The organism is Pararhizobium sp. O133, from assembly GCF_051669845.1.
Lineage (GTDB): Bacteria > Pseudomonadota > Alphaproteobacteria > Rhizobiales > Rhizobiaceae > Pararhizobium.
Genome location: NZ_CP196426.1, coordinates 1,902,413 through 1,923,478, shown reverse-complemented (window position 1 = coordinate 1,923,478; position 21,066 = coordinate 1,902,413). Strand labels below are relative to the sequence as shown.

At 60.0% G+C, this 21,066-nt stretch carries 20 protein-coding genes; 7 read left to right on the top strand and 13 right to left on the bottom strand.

The window, feature by feature from the left end:
• Window positions 1–64 precede the first annotated feature (64 nt).
• Entirely contained in the window at window positions 65–574 is a 510-nt protein-coding gene (locus ACST81_RS09245) for a DUF1993 domain-containing protein (RefSeq protein ID WP_438752640.1), read from the top strand.
• Window positions 575–907: 333 nt separating this feature from the next.
• On the opposite strand, the gene ACST81_RS09240 is transcribed toward ACST81_RS09245, so the two are convergent.
• The 11 genes from ACST81_RS09240 to ACST81_RS09190 form a co-directional block, all read right to left on the bottom strand.
• Window positions 908–2,587, bottom strand: coding sequence for a formate--tetrahydrofolate ligase (locus tag ACST81_RS09240; RefSeq protein WP_438752638.1), 1,680 nt, complete (start codon window positions 2,585–2,587; stop codon window positions 908–910).
• 151 nt (window positions 2,588–2,738) lie between these two features.
• On the bottom strand, window positions 2,739–2,921 hold the full coding sequence (locus tag ACST81_RS09235) for a hypothetical protein (protein WP_438752637.1): 183 nt from the start codon (window positions 2,919–2,921) through the stop codon (window positions 2,739–2,741).
• A gap of 13 nt (window positions 2,922–2,934) precedes the next feature.
• The gene (locus tag ACST81_RS09230; RefSeq protein WP_438752635.1) at window positions 2,935–4,083 is read right to left on the bottom strand and encodes a DUF2333 family protein; all 1,149 of its coding nucleotides are present in this window, start codon (window positions 4,081–4,083) and stop codon (window positions 2,935–2,937) included.
• On the bottom strand, window positions 4,076–5,377 hold the full coding sequence (locus ACST81_RS09225) for a DUF6638 family protein (RefSeq protein WP_438752633.1): 1,302 nt from the start codon (window positions 5,375–5,377) through the stop codon (window positions 4,076–4,078). Before ACST81_RS09225 ends, ACST81_RS09230 begins: the two co-directional genes overlap by 8 nt.
• Before the next feature lie 21 nt (window positions 5,378–5,398).
• Window positions 5,399–5,809, bottom strand: a complete 411-nt coding sequence (locus ACST81_RS09220) for a helix-turn-helix domain-containing protein (RefSeq protein ID WP_438752632.1) — start codon at window positions 5,807–5,809, stop codon at window positions 5,399–5,401.
• Between the two features lie 15 nt (window positions 5,810–5,824).
• Window positions 5,825–6,073 (bottom strand): type II toxin-antitoxin system RelE family toxin, encoded by a 249-nt coding sequence (locus ACST81_RS09215; protein WP_438752630.1) that lies wholly within the window; start codon window positions 6,071–6,073, stop codon window positions 5,825–5,827.
• A gap of 54 nt (window positions 6,074–6,127) precedes the next feature.
• Window positions 6,128–8,044 carry an AAA family ATPase gene (locus ACST81_RS09210; protein WP_438752628.1) on the bottom strand — a complete coding sequence of 639 codons (1,917 nt, stop codon included), beginning with the start codon at window positions 8,042–8,044 and terminating at the stop codon, window positions 6,128–6,130.
• A gap of 3 nt (window positions 8,045–8,047) precedes the next feature.
• Window positions 8,048–9,196, bottom strand: coding sequence for a hypothetical protein (locus ACST81_RS09205; RefSeq protein WP_438752627.1), 1,149 nt, complete (start codon window positions 9,194–9,196; stop codon window positions 8,048–8,050).
• A gap of 189 nt (window positions 9,197–9,385) precedes the next feature.
• Complete coding sequence (locus ACST81_RS09200) at window positions 9,386–10,474, bottom strand: hypothetical protein (protein WP_438752625.1); 1,089 nt, start codon at window positions 10,472–10,474, stop codon at window positions 9,386–9,388.
• A 164-nt stretch (window positions 10,475–10,638) separates the two neighbouring features.
• On the bottom strand, window positions 10,639–11,022 hold the full coding sequence (locus tag ACST81_RS09195; RefSeq protein WP_438752623.1) for a c-type cytochrome: 384 nt from the start codon (window positions 11,020–11,022) through the stop codon (window positions 10,639–10,641).
• Between the two features lie 68 nt (window positions 11,023–11,090).
• Window positions 11,091–11,672 (bottom strand): thymidine kinase, encoded by a 582-nt coding sequence (locus tag ACST81_RS09190; RefSeq protein ID WP_438752621.1) that lies wholly within the window; start codon window positions 11,670–11,672, stop codon window positions 11,091–11,093.
• A 243-nt stretch (window positions 11,673–11,915) separates the two neighbouring features.
• Between ACST81_RS09190 and ACST81_RS09185 the strand changes: the two genes are divergently transcribed.
• The 6 genes from ACST81_RS09185 to ACST81_RS09160 all read left to right on the top strand — a co-directional run bounded on the left by ACST81_RS09185 (window position 11,916) and on the right by ACST81_RS09160 (window position 17,567).
• Window positions 11,916–12,863 (top strand): choline ABC transporter substrate-binding protein, encoded by a 948-nt coding sequence (locus tag ACST81_RS09185; protein ID WP_438752620.1) that lies wholly within the window; start codon window positions 11,916–11,918, stop codon window positions 12,861–12,863.
• Between the two features lie 105 nt (window positions 12,864–12,968).
• The gene (choW, locus tag ACST81_RS09180) at window positions 12,969–13,811 is read left to right on the top strand and encodes a choline ABC transporter permease subunit (RefSeq protein ID WP_414692928.1); all 843 of its coding nucleotides are present in this window, start codon (window positions 12,969–12,971) and stop codon (window positions 13,809–13,811) included.
• The gene (gene choV, locus ACST81_RS09175; protein WP_438752619.1) at window positions 13,808–14,854 is read left to right on the top strand and encodes a choline ABC transporter ATP-binding protein; all 1,047 of its coding nucleotides are present in this window, start codon (window positions 13,808–13,810) and stop codon (window positions 14,852–14,854) included. The genes choW and choV overlap by 4 nt, the downstream gene beginning before the upstream one ends.
• Window positions 14,855–14,935: 81 nt before the next feature.
• A complete protein-coding gene (locus tag ACST81_RS09170; protein WP_438752618.1) occupies window positions 14,936–15,679 on the top strand; it encodes a HugZ family protein in 744 nt (247 codons plus the stop codon).
• 119 nt (window positions 15,680–15,798) lie between these two features.
• Complete coding sequence (locus ACST81_RS09165; RefSeq protein ID WP_438752617.1) at window positions 15,799–16,140, top strand: ArsR/SmtB family transcription factor; 342 nt, start codon at window positions 15,799–15,801, stop codon at window positions 16,138–16,140.
• A gap of 365 nt (window positions 16,141–16,505) precedes the next feature.
• A complete protein-coding gene (locus tag ACST81_RS09160) occupies window positions 16,506–17,567 on the top strand; it encodes a Gfo/Idh/MocA family protein (RefSeq protein WP_438752615.1) in 1,062 nt (353 codons plus the stop codon).
• On the opposite strand, the gene ACST81_RS09155 is transcribed toward ACST81_RS09160, so the two are convergent.
• The gene (locus ACST81_RS09155; RefSeq protein WP_438752614.1) at window positions 17,562–18,707 is read right to left on the bottom strand and encodes a Gfo/Idh/MocA family protein; all 1,146 of its coding nucleotides are present in this window, start codon (window positions 18,705–18,707) and stop codon (window positions 17,562–17,564) included. The two genes, ACST81_RS09160 and ACST81_RS09155, sit on opposite strands and share 6 nt — an antisense overlap.
• Entirely contained in the window at window positions 18,704–21,016 is a 2,313-nt protein-coding gene (locus ACST81_RS09150) for a glycoside hydrolase family 9 protein (RefSeq protein WP_438752613.1), read from the bottom strand. Before ACST81_RS09150 ends, ACST81_RS09155 begins: the two co-directional genes overlap by 4 nt.
• Between the last annotated feature and the right edge of the window lie 50 nt (window positions 21,017–21,066).

Below are 21,066 nucleotides of genomic sequence, written 5' to 3'. Positions count from 1 at the left end.
GCACCCCATCTGCATCGAGCGTTGGCCTGAACGCAGGCCTGCCTCTCTCCACAAGGAATGTTTCATGCCCGTTTCCATGTATAAGCTCTCCGTGCCGGTCTTTATTCGCGGCCTCAACATTCTAGCGAACCTGCTCGACAAGGCGGAGGCGCATGCGGCCGAGCACGAGATTCCGCTTGACGATCTGTTCAGCGCCCGCCTCGCGCCGGACATGCTGGCTTTGTCGGGACAGATCCAGCGCGTCAGCGACACCTCCAAGAACACGATCGCCCGCCTGAGCGACGTGGCCGCACCCAGCTTTCCGGATGACGAGAAGACCTTCGCCGAACTGCGCGAGCGCATCGCCAAGACCATCGCATTCCTGGAAACCGTAAAGCCGTCCGATCTCGAAGGCAGCGACGAGCGGGAGGTGAACATCAATTTCGGCAAGGTGAAATTCAGCTTCACCGGCGAGGACTACATGCTGAAATTCGCCATCCCGAACTTCTTCTTCCACGTCACGACGACCCACGACATCCTGCGCAACCAGGGCGTCGCCGTCGGTAAGGCCGATTTTCTCGGTGCTTACAACTAGAGCATCGTTCCCTTAATACGATCCATTCTGTTGGCTCAAAACGGCCGATCCACAAGAAGGATGGCGCAGAGCGATGCGACATCCATCGGTCCAGCCATCCGCCGCAGTGGGCGGCCGTTTTCAGCCAACCCGAAGGGCTGGATGAATTTTGGCCACCACCGGCGGTGGCCGTCTCAACCGCAGCTTTTGCTGCGCTTTTCGCCAGCCGCCTTGGTTCTGGCCAAAATTCCTTCCAGCAGAATGGGGCGTATTAAGGGAACGATGCTCTAAGGGCCAATAGGCTCACGGATGAACGGGATGGGCCGCGGCAAAAGCGCGGCCGGTCTTTCCGTTTCAGAACAGCCCTTCGATGAAACCGTCCGCGTTGAGATAGATTTTCTCCGACGACGGCACTCTTGGCAGGCCCGGCATGGTCATGATCTCGCCGGTGATGACGACGATGAAGCCGGCGCCGGCCGACAGGCGAACCTCGCGGACAGGGACGGTATGGCCGCTCGGGGCGCCGCGCAGGTTCGGGTCGGTCGAAAATGAATACTGCGTCTTGGCCATGCAGATCGGCAGATGGCCATAGCCCTGATCCTCCCAGGTCTTCAACTGGTCGCGCACCGACTTGTCGGCGATCACTTCGCCGGCATGGTAGATGTCCTTGGCGATGGTCTCGATCTTCTTGAACAGCGGCATGTCGTCGGGATAGAGCGGCGAGAACTGCGAGCGGCCGTTTTCAGCCAGTTCCACCACCTTGTGGGCGAGATCCTCGATCCCGGCAGACCCTTGCGCCCAGTGTTTGCAGAGCACCGCCTCGGCGCCGAGCGTGGCAACGAAATCCTTGATCGCCTGGATTTCCCCTTCGGTGTCCAGCGTGAAATGGTTGATCGCCACGACGACCGGCACGCCGAACTTCTTGACGTTCTGGATATGCCGGCCAAGGTTGGCGCAGCCCTTGCGCACGGCCTCGATATTCTCCTGGCCAAGGTCCTCCTTCTTCACGCCGCCATTCATCTTCATCGCCCGCGCCGTGGCAACGATCACGGCGGCGTCCGGCTTCAGCCCCGCCTTGCGGCATTTGATATCGAAGAACTTTTCCGCCCCGAGATCAGCGCCGAAGCCGGCTTCCGTCACGACATAATCGGCAAGTTTCAGCGCCGTCGTCGTCGCCACCACCGAATTGCAACCGTGGGCGATATTGGCGAATGGCCCACCATGCACGAAGGCGGGATTGTTCTCCAGCGTCTGCACGAGGTTCGGCTGCATCGCATCCTTGAGCAGTACGGTCATGGCGCCGTCGGCCTTGATATCGCGCGCAAAGACCGGTGTCTTGTCGCGCCTGTAAGCGACGATGATATCGCCCAAGCGCTTTTCCAGATCCTTGAGATCGGTCGACAGGCACAGGATCGCCATGACTTCCGAGGCGACGGTGATGTCGAAGCCCGTCTCGCGCGGAAACCCGTTGGCGACGCCGCCGAGCGAACCGACGATCTGGCGCAGGCCGCGATCGTTCATGTCCATGACCCGACGCCAGGCGACGCGGCGGATATCGATATTCTGCTCGTTGCCCCAGTAGATATGGTTGTCGATCAGCGCCGACAGCAGGTTATGGGCCGAGGTGATGGCATGGAAATCGCCGGTGAAATGCAGGTTGATGTCCTCCATCGGCACCACCTGTGCGTAGCCGCCGCCCGCCGCACCGCCCTTGACGCCGAAGCAAGGCCCGAGTGATGCCTCACGAATGCAGACAACCGCTTTCTTGCCGATGCGGTTGAGGCCGTCACCGAGCCCCACCGTGGTCGTCGTCTTGCCCTCGCCCGCGGGCGTCGGATTGATCGCCGTGACGAGGATCAGGCGGCCGTTCTTCTTGCTCTTTTGGCGGGATATGAAATCGGCGCTGATCTTTGCCTTGTCATGGCCGTATGGAAGCAAATCTTCCGCGGGAATTCCAAGTCCTGCGCCAACCTCGAGGATCGGTTTTTTCTGCGCTGCACGTGCAATTTCGATATCGGACTTCACGTCGGCCATTTGGTGTCTCTCCCTTCCACCCTTTTTATTAGGAAGCATAAGAGCCTGAATTGACGCCGCTTTCCATATCTTAATTTGCCGTCAAATGGACCAAAAACGACAGATGATGCGTTCGGAACGACATGCCGCCGGAGGGCTGTTGTAATTGCGACTATGGATGCGGCGGGCCGGAGAGTACCGGCACGCCTGCAGCAGCGGTAATCGCGCTGCGCACGATAGAAAACACCATCGGCGAAAACTGCGGCGGCGTGCGCAGCTTTTCCTCGGCAAGCGCCTGCCTGCCGCAGACGCGGCAGAGAAGAAAACCCGCCGTCAGCCGGACGATCGGGCGCACCAATGCACCTTTTTCACCGCGCCAGGATATCGCGCATTTCGACAAGGTTCGAACGCACCCGAAGGATGTAAAAGCCCATCGTTGCCAAATGCGTCGGCATGATCCAGCCATCCTCGCGGCCATTCGAAATGATGGCCGGCTGGATATTCAGGGCCGAGCGAAGCTGCTTGATGCTTTCCTGCCAGATCGGGTCGATGCCACGCGCCTTGATGACGGCATCGAAATCGGCACCGGCGGCGGCGAGGATCCCGTAATAGCCATAGAGCTGACCGTAGGCGAACCAGAACCGGTCGTCGGCTCGCGTGTCGAACCACCCGCCATTGTGGAATTCCGAGCGCTCGCGGATGATCGCCGAAGTCGAGCCGATATCATTGGCGATGCGATCGAGGAATTCGATCAGGTTGTCCGAGCGGCCATCGAAGATCGCCTCGCAGGCTTCGAGAGACGTGTTGAACTTGCGCAGATCTTCCATCGCGGTGCGATAATAGGTCGGTGTCGGCGTCTTCGGCAGCAGCGAATCCGAACCGAAATACCAGGTCTCCTCGTCGAACTGGATATTGCCCCGGGCACGCTGCAGATCCGCATTGACGCCGGACGTACCACGCACGCGGCCAAGCGAATCGACCAGTTCCACCGATGTACGTCGCACCGCCTGATTGACGCCGCGCTGGAAGGAAGCCTTGTTGTCGAACCAGGGCGTGTTGTCCCAATCCAGGCCAAAGAAGCCAAGCTTGTAGAGCAACATCGACGAAATCCATGCATTCTGATCGACATTCTGGTCGATCAGGTCGGCCGTCACATCCACCACCGCCGAACGTATGCAGGTTTTCGGCGCAGGCTCGGATGCCTCGCTGGCCGCCGCCGTTGTATTGGTATCGGTAGCTGCAACCCCAGCGTCCTGCTTGCGCTGCGCAAAATTGTAGTCATTGACATAATCGGGGTTGAAACCCGTCCAGACCTGCGTCTGCCAGATGAAATAGAAATAAAATCCAAAGAGAACCAGGAGACCGATGCCGATCGGTCCCTTGATGATCCAGGCGCGGCCCCGGTACCAATTGGCAACCGTGATGAAGGGATAGAGTATCCAGGAGACCACCAGGCCAATGCCCCGGCCGATCGCTGCAAACACACGCTGGAAAAACGCGACGATCGGATCAAGCATTGCTGTTATCCTCCTTCAACCCGTAAAGGCGTTTGCGAAACGCCACCTTGTCTCTGAGATATGTGCCGGTCAGCGTCGCCACAACATATTCCCTGAACTTTTCGCTGTAATGCTCATAGGCGGCATAGAAGCCATGCTTGTCAAAGACGAAACGCGATACGAAATCACGCGGCACGAGCTGTGAAATCAGCCGGTTCGTCAGCCATTGATCCGGATGATCGGGCGCGGCGCGCACCAGCAGGAAGCGGTTTTCCGGCGTAACGTCCTGCATCCTGACCGTTCCCGATGCAAGCACGGTCCGCAGCATGTTCTGCAGGAACGGATAGGCCCCATCCGCTGCCACGCGGGCGGAATTGCGGTGCATCCAGGTCTGCAGCCAGATCGCGTCGATGGCATTGATATCGGTGGTCGGATCCGCCTCGTTGACGAGGCCGCGCAGGATCATGTCCGAACGGTGCTGGTAGAGGCCCGAGCTTTCCACCCAGGATGCCTGCGGCAGTTGCAGCCGGTTGGTCGATGCCAGGAATTCGTAGATCCGCAGCGGATCGGACAGGCTGATATAGCTGACCTGCCAGGGACGTGACCGGCGAAAGCCCGGCACCGAGGGATCGCAGATAACCGTCGTCGTCTTTTCGTCGAGGAAGACATAGACGCCGCCGAAATGATTGGCCCAGAAGGCGTCATGGCGAAACACCAGCTTGTCGGGAACCAGCGCGTTTTCCCGGATGTCGCCGGTCAATTTGGCAAGCTCGACCATCCGATTGAGCATGGCGTCGTCGGACCAGGCGGTCGGCACCGTTTTCAGCCGATCGATCAAGGCCCGCAGTTCCGCCGCCTTGCCGAGCATGTCCTCGGCCGACATGACACGAAACCGCACCTCGTTGATCGACAGGAGATCGTCGATATCTTCGACGGCCGAAACGGAATCCTCGATCTCGCCGTAAAGCGCATCCTTGATCGTCACCGCGTTGATCGCCCGCGCATTGGCGGAGAAGAACTCGTGCATCAAAGCGGCGGTGTTGGAGAAGCTGGTATGAACGACCGGCAGTTCTTCCTGGCTCGGGGTCATGATGATGAAGCGCCGGTTGACTCGATTGGGATCAAGATAATCGCGGTCGCCCAGTTCGTCGGCGATCTCCGGCGAAAAGCCCGTCATGTCGATCCGGAAGGAGGACAATGCCGTCGGACGCAGGCCAAAGCCCTGCAGCGCCTTGTTGTAACGCGCAATCAGGTGAGGCTCGGAAATTTCGAGCAGACGACCATATATGAGTTCGGCTTCGAGGAGGCGTTTCATGCGTTTGCTGCGATTTTGCGTTTATAGGCCATCAGTGGACGGCGATTCTTCGTGGACCCAAACCAGATGGTCGAGATCAATACGAAGAACTTTGGCGATGGCCTTGAGGACAGAGAGACTCCCCTCCTTCTTTCCCGTTTCCATCTCGGAAATATAAGCCGCACTGACACCGGCCAGGTTTGCAAGTTCCTTTCCCGTCAAACCACGAAAGTCCCGCCACACGCGGATCGGGTTTTCACCGTCGATGAGGCGATCGACAAATTCAGCAGGAACACGCTCGTCATTGCCCGCCGCGATGCGCCTCTTTGCCTCATCATAGGCGGCAACATCCGCAGCCATCTCGGCCATATCGACGAGCGTCTCATATTCGGCCCGTGGCAGAACGACCATCTCGTCGCCACTCGGCGTTTTAAACGCGGTCACCGTGTTCATGATGATACCTCTTGTCTAGTAGATGCTGCCACGGCTTCCAATGTCCAAAATGTCGAGCACTTCGCCATCTTCGTCAAAAATGACCCGCCAATTCCCAACACGAAGTCTATAACCCTCACGACCTTGCAGTTTTTTAACATTTCCCTTCAGGGCATTCGGGTCGGCCGCATAGAGCGATATCTTTTGCCGTATCTTTCTGGCCTCATTGGCGGGAATTCGCGCCAAAGCCTTTATTGCAGAACTATGGAAGATGATCGTCTTCATGAATTCTACAGTTCGCTCCCCCTATCCGCAACAGAATTCGCTATCAGCTAATCGTCACCCCTGCCATCGCCCGTCTGCCTTCATGGCCTCGATCTCCCGGATCGCTTTTTCGCGCTGCCGCTCACGCCGGATGATGTCGGTGACCGCGGCGTCGTCGGATTTGTCGGTGTAGCGGAATTCGCTGTCGGCATAGCGGTTGATCTCCTGCAGCACCATGTCCAGCGTGATCGGGCCGCGCAGATCCTCGATCATGGCTTTCTTCTCATCGTAGTTCTTGTGCATGAAGGCTTGCGGCGTGACGAACCAGTCGTCGGGAAGATCGACATCCATCGCGCGCATCTTGATCGCATCGGTGATGTTCTTGATGGCACGGCCGGTAAAGCGGGGTTCGGCCTCCTTGATCATGTGCAGGTAGGAGCCGACGTCGGCAAGCGTCTCGATCTTGCCTTCCGCCTTTTCGTGTCGCTCCCAGACGGCAAGCAGGCCTTCCTCCTTGGGGTGGGCATGCTCAGCGTAGGATTGCGACACGGCTTGTTTGATCTCCTGGCCGGCGAAAAGCTGGTGTTGGCCGAGCGGGATCTTGTGGTTCTTGCCGACCAGCATCGCGAAAATATCGATGTAGTCGCCCTCAAACTGCGGGCCATCCACCAGCCAGCGAGCGCCGGCGCGCTGGCGCAGGGCATCATCGACATTTTCCGGATAGTTGGAGAACATGCCGAAGCTGCAATTGCCGCGGATCACAGTCGAAGCGCCGGCGAAGCTTTCCATCAGCACCGCCGTCACCTCGTGCTGGCCGGCCGACGCCCGGTCGTCCGAGCGCTTGGCGGCAACCTGGTCCACGTCGTCGACGGTTCCGAAACCGATGGCCTTCGGGTTGATGACATTGTTGACGAAGGCCTTGCAGTTCTGGCCGGATTTGCCCTGATAGGACGAAATCTGGTCGACGCCGAAATTCTCGTAGTGAAAGGCATAACCGGCAATCTGGCAGTAATCGTTCAGCAGGCCGGCCAGCATCTGGATCAGGATGGTCTTGCCGGTGCCGGGCATGCCGTCGCCGATGAAGGTGAAGAGGAAACCGCCAAGCTCGACAAACGGGTTCATCTGCCGCTCGAAATCATAGGCCATCAGCATCTTCGACAGTTTCAGCGCCTGATATTTGGCGATGTGGTTGCCGATGATCTCCTCCGGCTTCTTGAAGGTCATCACCAGCGGCTTGCGCTTCTGTCCCGGCGCAACGTCGAAACCATCCAGCGTAAAATCGTCCTGATCGAGCCGGATATGGACATTCTCGAAGCTCGCAAGCCCGGTAAAGCGGGCCTTGCGGCCGATCAACCCTTCAAGCGCGAGCCGCGCGAAGGCGCGCGCCCGGCTGGTCAGCGCCGCATCGTCGGGCGCACCGGCTATGGTCTTGTCCAGCGCCGAAATCATGCCCTTCAGGGCATCCTGCGGCGTATCGAATAGGAAGTCCGGTTCCGCCCCATCCTCAACCGGCTCGCTGTCGCCGGCAAGGGTGGCGCCGAGATAGGCGGCGAATGTGAAGGCGGCGATATAGGCGGAGGCGGACAAGAGCGCCTTGAACTGGGCCGCATCGTCCCCTGACAGCGGCGACGTCGCGTTGCGCGACTGCAGGCCTTCGAGATTTGTCTGGCGGGCGAAAACGTCTCCAACGGCCAGCGCCACCTGCGCACCACGGCGAGCACGGTAGAGAAGAGCATGCTGGGCAGGCGAAAACAGCGGGTCGGCGGAGCGGATCGACTGGATGGTCTTGACCAGTTCCACCTCGCGGGTGCGGCGCTGCCCGCCGGTGGAAACGGTAGAGACGAAGCGACGACCGGTGCCGGCAATTGCCGTTCCATTTGAGGGATCATCCGCCTCCAGGATGATAAGCCGCGTCACGAGGCCTTGCGCAACCGCCTGATGCTTGGCAATGTCGTCCTCGTGCAACGTCGTCAAACCCGCGTTCAGGGACATGGATTACACCTCGCTGATGACCTGGTTGCCGGATATCACATGCACCTTGTAGTCGCCGAAAATCTGCGCAGCGTCGCCGGCTGCATAGAGCGCCTGATAGGCTTCGTGCGGAACAAGCGCGTGCTTCTCGTAGGAGCTGACACCCATGCGGGTCGCTTCCAGATTGTCGGTATCGATATGAAATTCCTCGCTCGGCGGCGTCGATGACCAGAAGCCGCGCTGGGCCGGGCGTTCGGCCTTGGAAAAGACCTCCTGCACCGTCCAGGTCAGAAGCCAGGCGTTTTCCGGCTTGCGTACCTTGGAGAGGATATCGTTGATCTTGGCGTTGTTTTCGGTAATCCCGGCCGAATAAAACGGCCCGAGCACGAGACGGCGCAACTGCTTGGGCCGTAGTTCCGGAAAATCCCGGTCGAGATTGGTGGCGATCGTCACCGGCGTCAGCGAATAGGCGCTGTTCTTCAATGCGAAATCATCGAACCGACTGGCGAATTCCGGATTGAGCAGTCCGCCGATCGGCAGCGGAATATCGACCTCCGGATTGAGCTTGCCGTCCGGCGTCACCAGCATCTTGGCGATCTTCTCCGACGAATCCTCGATCGTCGCCATGTAGACCATCGGCAAGGTGCTGGCACCGTCGAAGGCGCCCCAGCAGACGATGTAATAGGGTCGCATGGTCTTCGGATTGACGGCGACGCGCACCGTCTCGGGCATGATGAAGGGCGAGAAGATATCGCCCTTGCCGATCTGCTCAAGATAGAGCCGCTCGGCCATGCGCGATTGCAGCGCAGTCGGAAAAGCCTTCTGCCGCAGGATGAAATCAGCCATTTCCTGGCGCAGTGCATCGGCGACCGGAATGCCGGACAGTCGCTTTTCGGCCGATTGACGGTCGTTTTCCAGCTCCAGTACGTTCTGGAACACCGGGAAGCCGCTTTCCGCGCGGGAAATGCGAAACTGCTCGATGAAGCCGATGCGGTTTTCCCAGCAGGAAAACGACGCCTTCAGCCGGGCCAGATAGGGCACGATCACTTCGCCAACGACGGTGTTCTTGTAGAGCGGCGAGTTGCGGTCGCCGAGAAAGATTTCCAGCCCGCCGAGCGCCGCACGGATCGAGGCGAAATACTGGCCGACACTGCCTTCGGATGCGGCGTTCATGACGGCATGCTCTGTAAATAAAAAAACGCCTTTTCTTCCAATTGCTCCTCATCCGCCCTGTCGGGCACCTTCTCCCCGTAAACGGGGCGAAGGGACAAGCGGCAATCTCCGTCGTCCCCTCTCCCCGCGTGCGGGGAGAGGGCTAGGGTGAGGGGCATCACGAAATTGTAGTCCGCTAACATGCGCAGATCACTGCTTCACGTAATTCGCGGAATTGTGCTTGTCCATGACGGCCTGGAAGCGCCTGGCAAAGGCGTCGTCGGCGAGCTTCTTGCGGCGCTGGATGTCCTGGGTCGAGAGCATGTTCTTTTCGTGCATTTCCAGGAGATCGCCGATGTGGCGCTGCGAGGCGGAGCCGATGCCGGCCATGGTCTCTTCAGCGGCGGTATCGACCTGGCTGCCGAGCGTGTTGATCTTGTGCGCCACATCCTGCTGCGCCGCCGTCTTCAGCGAATCTTCCAGCGCCTTGTAAAGCACGATGCGCTGCTCGGTATCGATGGTCAGCTTGTTGATCAGCGTATTCTGCGCGGCGATCTGGTTGTTGAGACTGTCCACGAAAGTCTGGAACATCGAGGTATAACGCTCGTAGGTCTGGCTCTCGGCCAAGAGTTCCTGTTCCTTGGCCTGCTTCTCGTTATATTCCGTCGCCAGCACCGAACGTTCGCCCTCCAACTGCGTGCGGGACATCTGGTCGGTCGAGGCGGCGATCCTGTTTTCGATGTCCATCAGCAGCGGGTTCAGTTCCTCGATCCGCTTCTGGGTTTCCTGCAGATTGGCCATCGTGCCCTTGCGGCGCTCGATCACCTGCAGGAGGCTCGCCTCGGAGGTCTTGTAGCGCTGGTCGAGAACGCTCTTCTGTTCCTTCAGGATGCCGACGATCGTGTCGGACTTGGCCAGAAGTTCCTGCAGGTTGCCGGCAAGCGACATGTTGCGGACACGATCGGTGCGCATACGCTGCGCGCTCTGCTTGGAAAATATGCCGATGAACTTTTCGTAGCCAGTGTAGCTCTTCATGCTCTCGAATTCGGAGCCGAAGGCATTGGTCGCATCTTCCAGGCCGATGATCAGGTCGGCGATATTGCCTTCCATCACCTTTTGCTGGTTGATGACATCCTGGATGCGGGCATTTTCGATGTCGAAATTGGCGTCGCCGAGCTTGGTATCGGACTTGGCGAACTGGTCGAGCACGACCGCCGACTGATCCATCTTGCCGCGCATCTGCTCGACGATACCGCGGGTCTTTTCGATTTCGCTCTCAAAATTCTGAAGTGTCGCCATCGGTTTTTCCCCTTGTTGCTCCGATGCTAACGCATCGCGCAGCCTAATTATTCAGTCGTGACATCAGCTTATATAATGGGAACGGCAAGGTGAAGCTCAAGCCCCACTTGCCGATTTTCAATTCCGTATCACATTGGTCGTCACGCCGGCGGATGAAAGCCGGCCTAATTCGTCGCCGTCGATTTCAGGTAGGCGATGACATTTTCGACATCCTGCGGCTTTTTCAGGCCAGCAAAGCTCATCTTGGTGCCCGGAACCATGGCTTTCGGCGCCAGAAGATACTCGGAAATCCGATCCTCGTCCCAGACCTTGCCGTCGGCGCCGAAATCCGACATCGCGCTCGAATAGCTATAATCCGGAAAGGTCGCGACCGGACGGCCGACCACGCCCATCAGGCTCGGCCCGACGCGGTTTACCGGCTCGGTTGCCGTATGGCAGGCACCGCATTTCTTGAAGACCTGCGCGCCGGCGCTCGCATCACCGCCCGCATGCGCAAGGCCGCTACCAAGACAGAGAAAAAAACTGATCAGAACGAGGCGCGACGGCATGCGAACTCCTGCGGCGGACGGTGCGGATCCCCATCATGACACGGAGCAAGGCTGGCGCGATAGCCGCCTCAACCCTCATTCATAATGTCGTCCCAGTGGCGTCGGCAGTAGACGACATATTTCTCATTGCCGCCGACATCCACCTGCGCGCCTTCGCGCACGATATTGCCCTCGGCATCCATCCGCGCCACCATCGTCGCCTTGCGGCCGCAATGGCAGATCGTGCGGACTTCGCGCATTTCATCGGCGATCGCCAGGAGCGCCTCCGAACCGGGGAAAAGCTTGCCCTGAAAATCGGTGCGCAAGCCGTATGCCATCACCGGAATGCCGATCCGGTCGGCGACGCGCGCAAGCTGCCAGACCTGGTCCGCACCGAGAAACTGGGCCTCGTCGACAAAGACGCAGGCAATAGGATCCTCGGCATGCATGCGCTCGACCAGCGCGTAGAGATTGTCCTCATGCTTGAAGGCGATACCGTCGTCCGACAGGCCGATGCGGGACGATACGCGCCCCTTGCCCGCCCGGTCGTCGAAGGCCGCGATCAGGATCACCGTCCGCATACCGCGCTCGCGATAATTGTAGGACGCTTGCAGGAGCATCGTCGATTTTCCGGCGTTCATCGTGGCGTAGCTGAAATACAGTTTTGCCATTGCGTCCTCTTCTGTATGCTGCTGCTTGTTCATGAACAGGCCGAGCGAGGAAGACCAGAGCGCGGGCGCGAAAGTCACAGAAAATCGACAGCGATCCGCAGAACATTAGCAATGCGACATTTCACGTCGTTTTACGCGGGCGTGTCCAGAGATTGTCCCAATACACTTGAGCCAACATCAGGGCGCTTGAACTGGCGGACATTTGGTGATTGGCTAAAATCAAAAGGCAGGGGAATAACCACGATGACCAGACTGACACTGAAATTCATGCTGACCGCAACTGTATCGCTGTCCGCGTTGACGTCCGCCTATGCCGCGGAGCCGGAAAGCTGTGGCACCGTTCGCTTTGCGGATGTCGGCTGGACCGATATCACCGCTACGACGGCAACTGTCGCATCGGTCCTGAAGGGCCTCGGCTACCAGACCGATATCAAGGTCCTGTCCGTTCCGGTGACCTACCAGTCGCTGAAGAACAAGGACATCGACGTCTTCCTCGGCAACTGGATGCCGACTCAGGAAAACGACGTTCGTCCGTTCCTCGACGACAAGTCGGTCGAATCCTTCGGTCCGAACCTCGAGGGCGCCAAGTACACGCTGGCGACCAATGCCAAGGGCGCCGAGCTCGGCATCAAGGATTTCAAGGATATCGCCGCCCACAAGGATGCGCTCGAAGGCAAGATTTACGGCATCGAGCCGGGCAATGACGGCAACCGCCTGATCATCGACATGGCCGACAAGGATACGTTCGGCCTCAAGGGCTTTGAAGTCGTCGAATCCTCCGAACAAGGCATGCTGGCGCAAGTCGCCCGCGCCGAAAAGGATGGAACGCCGGTCGTCTTCCTCGGCTGGGAACCGCACCCGATGAATGCCAACTTCAAGCTGACCTATCTCTCCGGCGGCGACGATATCTTTGGCGCAAACTTCGGTGGCGCAACCGTATTCACCAATGTGCGCGCCGGTTACACGACCGAATGCCCGAATGTCGGCAAGCTGATCACCAATCTGAAGTTCACGCTTCCGATGGAAAACGAGATCATGGGCAAGATCCTCAATGACGGCCAGGATCCGGAAGCAGCTGCCAATGCCTGGCTGAAGGCCAATCCGACCGCCGTCGAGCCTTGGCTCGCAGGTGTCACCACCAAGGACGGTGGCGACGGACTGGCTGCGGTGAAGACCGCGCTCGGTCTCTGACCGTTAGATGAAGGCGGGGCACAGTCCCCGCCTTTTTTAAGCGCGCTTGTTGCGCTTCCGCTCCTATCATCGGCTCCAAGAACCAGGCGATTTTCCGTGGAATGGCTGACCAATCCTGACAGACGCATACCCATTGGCGGCTGGGCGAAGAGTTTCTTCACTTGGCTGACCACCAATTTCACCGGTTTCTTCGACCAGGTCTCCGCCGTCCTCGCGGGCGTCGTCAACGTGATCCTGTGGATACTGCAGACACCGCATCCGTTGATCGTCGTGGCGATCGTGACCGGCCTTTCCTACTGGTTCCGCCGATCGATCGGCGTTACGCTGTTCACGCTTTTCGGCCTGCTGCTGATCATCAACCTCGGTTACTGGAAGGCGACGACCGAGACGCTGGCGCTGGTGCTCGCGGCCAGCTTCGTCTCGATGGCCGTCGGCATTCCGCTCGGCATCGCTGCCGCCCGCCGGGCATGGGTCTATGCCGTCATGCGGCCGATCCTCGACCTGATGCAGACCATTCCGACCTTCGTCTACCTGATCCCGGCGCTGGTTCTGTTCGGTCTCGGCATGGTGCCCGGCCTGATCGCCACCGTGATCTTCGCCATTCCGGCGCCGATCCGGCTGACGCGCCTCGGCATCATTTCAACGCCGCCTTCACTGGTCGAAGCCGCCGTCTCCTTCGGCGCGACCCCGGCTCAGGTGCTGCGCAAGATCGAACTGCCCTTCGCCATGCCGCAGATCATGGCGGGCCTGACCCAGACGATCATGCTGTCGCTGTCGATGGTGGTCATCTCCGCGCTCGTCGGTGCCGCTGGTCTCGGCGTTCCCGTCGTGCGCGCCTTGAATACCGTCAACATTGCCATGGGCTTTGAATCCGGCCTCTGCATCGTCATTCTAGCGATCATTCTCGACCGTCTGTTCCGTTCGTCCGATGAAGGAGAAGGCGCATGACCGCCGTCGTTTTCAAGAATGTCGATATCATCTTCGGCAACAAGCCGGATGCCGCCATTGCCATGGTCGATCAGGGCAAGAGCCGCGACGAGATCGGCGCCGCGACGGGTCTGGTGCTCGGCGTCGCCAATGCGTCGCTGTCCATCGAAGAAGGCGAAATCCTCGTCCTGATGGGCCTGTCCGGCTCGGGCAAGTCGACCCTGCTGCGCGCCGTCAACGGGCTTGCTCCGGTGGTGCGCGGCGAAGTCGAGGTCAAGACCCGGCACGGTTCGATCAATCCCTACAAGACCTCGGCGAAATCGCTGCGCGATTTTCGTATGCATGACGTTTCCATGGTGTTCCAACAGTTTGCGCTTTTGCCCTGGCGCACGGTGGAAGACAATGTCGGCTTCGGGCTTGAGCTTGCCGGCGTGCCGGACAACGAGCGCAAGGCGCGTGTCGCCGAGCAGCTGGAACTGGTCAACCTGACCAAGTGGGCCAACCGCCAGGTCAAGGAGCTTTCCGGCGGCATGCAGCAGCGCGTCGGCCTAGCCCGTGCCTTTGCGACCGGTGCGCCGATCCTCTTGATGGACGAGCCCTTCTCGGCGCTCGATCCGCTGATCCGCACGCGTCTGCAGGACGAATTGCTGGAATTCCAGCGGCGCCTGAAGAAGACCATCCTGTTCGTCAGCCACGATCTCGACGAAGCGTTTCGCATCGGCAACCGCATCGCCATCATGGAAGGCGGCCGCATCATCCAGTGCGGCACACCGCAGGATATCGTCAAGAATCCCGCCAATCAGTATGTCGCCGATTTCGTCCAGCACATGAACCCGATCACCATGCTGACGGCGATGGACGTGATGAGCCAGGGCGTCAACCGCACCGACAGCGCCGTCGGCGTCTCGGCCACCGCCAAGCCGACCACGCCGCTGATCGACATTCTCGACGCCATGTCGCGCCAGCCAGGCAGCATCGGCGTCGTCGACAACGGCGCCATCGTCGGCACCATCAATGCCCAGAACGTCGTGGAAGGTCTAACACGTCACCGCAACAGACCTTGACCGCAACCGCCTCGACGCCACTATAAGGACGCCCGGACCCCATCGTTCCGGGCGTCCTGCGTTCAAACACGAGGCAAGCCGATGGCCGACAAACCTTCCGTCCTGCGCGATACCGACGACGAGGCCCGCAAGCTCGCCCGCATTACCCTGCGCTCGGCCCGTAGCGCATCCATGGCCGTCATCGAACCAGCAAGCGACGGCTTTCCCTTCGTCAGCCGTGTTCTCCTCGGCATCGATACCGACGGCACGCCGGTCATCCTCGTCTCCGCCCTCTCCACCCACACGCAGGCGCTCTCCGCCGACCGGCGCTGCTCACTGCTGACAGGCGAGATCGGCAAGGGCGATCCTCTCGCCCACCCCCGCCTGACGGTTCAATGCCAGGCCGAGAAAATTGCGCGCGACAGTGATGCGCATATCCGCATCCGCGAGCGTTTTGTCCGTCGTCATCCCAAGTCTCAGCTCTATGTCGACTTTCCGGACTTCGCCTTCTTCAGGCTGGTGCCCGAGCGCGCCGGCCTGAACGGCGGCTTCGGCCGTGCCTATGCTCTGGAGGGAGCCGACCTCCTGATCCACTCGCCGGCGATCGGCGAGATCGCAGCGATGGAAACCCGCGCGATTGATCACATGAATACCGATCATGCGGACGCGGCGAGCCGCTATGCTCAGGTTTACTGCGCCGCCAAGGGAAACGCTTGGCGAATCACGGGGCTCGATGCTGATGGTCTCGATCTGGCGCAAAAGGACCAGCTGAAGCGCCTTGAATACGACTCTCCGCTGCAATCCGCGGCGGAATTACGGGCGATGCTGGTTAAACTTTACGGTTAACCAGACCTCACCTACCCCGAATTCTTGCAGTGGGTGGTTGTCCTTTTATTCATCACGCCTAATTATCTAACACTCACAATCATAACCAAGCGTGATGTGATCTTCGCATGGAGTACCGAATGCAAACGATTTCCCCTCAGAGACACGACAAGGCTGAAGTAGCTGCGGAGTTTCTGTCGGCCATGGCAAACCCCAAGCGCCTGCTGATTCTCAGTTCACTGGTGAACGAGGAAATGGCTGTCGGTGCCTTGGCGAACCAGGTCGGCCTCAGCCAGTCTGCCCTGTCGCAACACCTGTCGAAATTGCGTGCCCAGAATCTGGTGACCACCCGCCGGGATGCGCAGACGATCTACTATTCCAGCTCGTCGGATGCAGTGTTGAAAGTGCTGAAAACCTTGAAAGATATCTACGGCGAAGAATCTGTCGCAGCTGAAAAGCTCGCCCAACGCCGTACTGCCTGATCCTTGACCGGGGCCGCTCGCCGGCCCCCGTCCATATCCATTTTCCAAAATCAGACTTGGATCGACCGCTGGTCGCTGATACCAGCCGGGCCGATGGCACCTCGCCACGATAGCCTGGGTCTCGATCCAGCCGGCAAATTCGCCCGCCGCATCCAACCGATTTGTCGAACGCGACGGACGAAGGTCATGTGCCCTTCACGAAGCAGCGGCAATTGCCCTTGATCCACCACTCCAGCTGCGGGACGGCCTTCAATCGCACGAAAGGGTTGTGCAAAGCTTGCAGAGTTGCGCAATCCACAATGGTCGGCGTCAACCCTTTTCAACGCTTAACGCGCCCTTGAGAGTTGGCGTGCAGTATCCGTGCCATGAATGACAGTGAAAACGACAGGACGATTGCCTGGGCGGTCCTCGGAACCGGGTCGATCGCGGCGACCTTTGCACAGGATATGGAGTTGGCCGGACATGCACGGCTGACGGCGGTCTGCTCGCGTACACCCGACGCTGCCAATTCCTTCTCGCAGCGTTTCGGCGGCCTGCGTGTCGTTCAGGATATCGATGCGCTGGCGCATGATCCAGAGATTGACGCCGTCTACATCGCCACGCCGAACACCGCCCATTTCGATGCGGCACAGCGGCTGCTCAGCGCCGGAAAGCCGGTATTGATCGAAAAGCCGATGGTCACGACGGCGGCGCGGGCCCGCCAGATCGCCGATCTTGCGAACGAAAAACAGACCTTTGCAATGGAAGCGCTCTGGACCGTCTTCCTGCCGGCGGTCGATCATGTCCGCACGCTGCTGGCCGACAAAACCATAGGCGCCATCACCGGCGTTCGCGCCGAGCTTGCCTATGTCAGGCCCTTCGACAGCAAGAGCCGGTTCTTCTCGAAATCCCTTGGTGGCGGTTCGCTGTTCGACCTCGGCACCTATCCGATCGCGCTGGCGCTGGCGCTGTTCGGCGTCCCCGGATCGGTGACCGGCCGCTGGCGCGCTGCTCCGACCGGCGTCGACATGGCGGCCGATCTCCGGCTTGGCTATGACGGATTTGCGGCCCAGATCAGCTGCGGCTTCGATCGAAACGGTGGCAATCGCTTCGTTATCGAAGGCGAGACCGGGAGCATCGTCATTGATGCTCCGTTCCTGCGCGCAAGTCGCGTGTTCGTCATACGCAATCGATTGATAGGGTGGCTGGCAACGCCTTCTGGCTCCGGTCGTCTCTCCCGCCTGATTGGCAAGCTTGCAGCCAGACTGCCCCTGCCCGGCCTCACGGTCCACACCCACGGCTTCGCCGGAAACGGTCTGCAATTCGAGATCGAGGCCGCGAGCAAGGCCATTCTTCAGGGCGATCGCGAAAGCCGCACGATGCCGCTCAGTGCCAGTATCGCGGCACTCGGCATCATCGAAACCGTCTTGGCTGAGCCTGCGTCATAGGCCGGTCGGCGTGTAGTCCCGCTTGCCAGCATTGAGCGCCAGGACGATTTCCGTCAGATGCAGCGCGGTCTTGCCCGAAAAGACTGGTTGGGTCCTGGCAGCGATCGCCTCTGCTTGCGCCGCAATACCCCGGACGAAATCGATCTGCGAAGGGTAAGCCGGCAGCGCGTTCTTCGCTGCAGCCTGTGGATAGGGCACGGGCTTTCCAGCCATCAGGTTGAGCGGCAATTTGCGCTTGATCTGGCGTTCGATGCGCTCCAGCAGCCGGTGCCGCAGCGGGCGTCTCGCACCCACCAGCGAGACGTGAACGGGCGAGCGGTTATCCCAGAGATCGCGAACGACGATGGTTCCCTTGTCGCCGATGATGGTGAGGGACCGGTCGCGCGGTGCGGCAAGGCCGCTGGTCAGGCGGGCGACAAGACCCGACTGGAAGGTGAGGCAGCCCGTCGAAAAATCAGGCCCGAGCATGAGGCTTTCCGTCCCCGGCCCCTTGTTCGGAAAGGTGAGCGCCGAAAAAGCAGCGACATTGGCGACGGGACCGAACAGTGAGACCAGCCAACTGGTGGCGTAGCCGGCATGTTCCAGCGTACAGCCGATCTCGAATTCATGCACCCCCGGCCATTTCGCACCGGAACGGCTTCGCCAGTCCTGCCAGTTGTCGAGAAAGACCGGCCCGTCCTCCATCTCCGCATAGGCAAGGCGCGGTATCCCGATGACCCCGGAGGCGAGGATATCCCCACAATGCGCCTTGGCATCGCTCAGGGCATTGGCCGGCGCACCCGCGAGGATCAGCCCCTTCTCCTCGGCCGTCGCCACGACCTCGCGCGCCTGCTCGACCGTCATCGCCAGCGGCTTTTCGCAATAGACATGCTTGCCAGCAACAAGGCTCGCCTTATTGACCGGGTAATGGCTTTCCGGCGTCGTCAGGTTGACGGCGATGGTGATGGCGGGGTCAGCCAGCAACTCCTCACGCGACGCATAGGCGCGAACGTTCCAGTAGTCGCAGAACTGCTTGAGGCGGGCGGGATCGATGTCCCACACACCGACCAGACGCAGCTTCGGATGATTGGCAAGCGTCGTCATATAATAATCGGCGACGAAGCCGGTGCCGATGAAAGCAATGCCCGTCTGTCCGCTCATCGGGCATCCGCCAGGAAGGACGCGATATAGACCAGCGGCGCGTTCCAGTTGATCGTCATTTCGTTGGTACCCCAGGCCATGATGTCGTCGATATAGCACATCTGCGGCATGCAGCCCTTGAGCCTCGCCTGCGCGACCGCATCGACCAGCGTCGAGTTCGGTCCGCCGGCCAGTGTCCCAACAGGTGGATTGGGTAGGCTGTCATCAACCTGATGCGCATACCAGCGGCTATGCTGGTTCTTGGAAAAGACGCTGCCATAGCCGGTGACATAGGACAGGTTCATCCCGTTGCGCCCGAAGATGTAATCCATGCTTTCGCGGACGCTGTCGAGGAAGACCTTTTCTCCGGTCAGGTCATAGCCGGCGGAAACGACGATCATGTTGTGCAGGATGAGTTGGTTGGAACCCCAGTCATAGCGGTTATTCGCCGGGCGGTAGATATGGCCGAAAGGTTCCTTTTTCTGAAGTCCGATGAAATTTTTCGCAGCCGATACCACGGAGGCGCGGATCGTAGCCTTGTCATCCTCCGGCAAGCGATCGCCGAACAAGGCAAGGTCGAGCCGGGCCAGTCCGGCGACACTGCGCCAATCAAAGGCGCCGATAGCGGGAAACACCGGACCGGCCCAATAGGAAGAGCCCTTCAGCGTCGTCAGGTATTTCGCTTCGCCGGTGGTGATATAGAGTTCGGCGGCCGCCCAGTAGGTTTCGTCGGTAATGTCGGTATCGTGATAATCGCCGCCGCCCTGCAGACCGTCCGATTCCGGCGCGAACAGCACCGGATTGACAGCGGCGGCAAGCCAGGCTTTTTCCGCCGCCGCCAGCAAGCGCTGTGAAAATGCCGCGTCATAGGGCGCAAAAAGACGTGCGCCCTGCGCTGCGGCGGCGGCCAGATTGAGCGTGGCGGCGGTCGACGGGCGATGGAGGACGCGCTCCTCGGGATCGAGATGCGGCAACATCGGCACGCCGGTCCAACTGATATCATGCACCTTGTGATGCACCATGCCGGCCATGGGTTGACCGTCCGGAACCATCATCTTCAGAAGGAATTCCAGCTCCCAGCGCGCTTCGTCGAGAATATCGGGAATGCCGTTGCCATTCTCGGGAATGCGCGACAGGCTGTCGCTGATGACGGGTGATGCTCCCTTGCCATACAGCAGTCCGCGCTCGAACGTGCCGAGAAGCTGCGCCACGGCGATGCCGCCATTGACCACATACTTGCCTTCGTCGCCGGCGTCATACCAGCCACCCGAGACATCCAGCGTGTAATCGCAGGTCCAGTCCTTGCCGTAGAGCTTCGCCGCCGTCTTCCCGGTCAGGCAGGAAACGTCGATATCGCCGAGGTTCGGCCCCTCCTGCACATGGCCGGCCGGCCGCGCATAGGCCTCACCGGCAATATCGCCCTGAATTTCGATGCCGCTGCGCTGCGGATAGAACCAGGACAACGCATCGACGCGCAATTTGCCATAGACATCGCTGCCGACAGAAAACGGATAGCTCTTCTTGCCGCCGACGATCAACCGGTATCCCTCGCCCGCCGTCGTGAAGGCGGAAAAGTCGGCGATCTGCGTTTCGGAACCGACGGTCTGGTCGAAACCGCCGGGCGCGGTCATGCCTTCGCCGACCACCGCACCAGCCGCATCTTCTAGCTGAAAGGCCATCGGTTCGGTGCCTTTGGAAAGGATCGTCGCCCGCTTCGGGCCATCAATGAAATAGCCTGTCTGGTTGACCAGAGCCGGCAATGCATGCGGCGCGGGCTTTGCAACGGCTGAAATGGCGGCTGCGGCAGCAATCGCCTCCGGTTTGGCTTCATCGACGGTGATGTCGTCGAGGCAGAACCGCCAAGGATTTACGGCGCCACCAAGCTGAAAGAGGATCTGGGCCGGCTCCGCATCGGTCGCCTTGAACACCGACGAGAATGCCTGCTTGCCGTTTTTGGTGGCGGCTTCGAGTGTCGCCTGCGCGGTCCAGGGATCCGCGTTGCGCTGAACGAGCAGCGGAAACGAATGGTCCTCGCGCGCTTCGAGCGTCATGGTCAGTTGATAGGATATATCTGACGTAAACTGCAGATCGTTGACGCCCATCAACCGATCCCAGGGCTGCCCGCCCGCTTCGACGTCGGCGCAGAGTCTTCCCTTTTCCCGCGACAGCGTCACGCCACCGGTAGCCCAGAAACCATCCAAGCCGTTTTCGAACGTGCCATCTGTGATCATGTTTGCGGCCTGCGCCGGAAGACGAAAAACGACAGCGAGCGTCAGGCAGACCAGCGTCAGGCAGACCAGCTTCGGGCAGACAGGGGTTTTTCGCAACATCTTCATCCTGAAGCCAAATGTCGGGGCGCGGCGAGACACTGTGTCCGAAC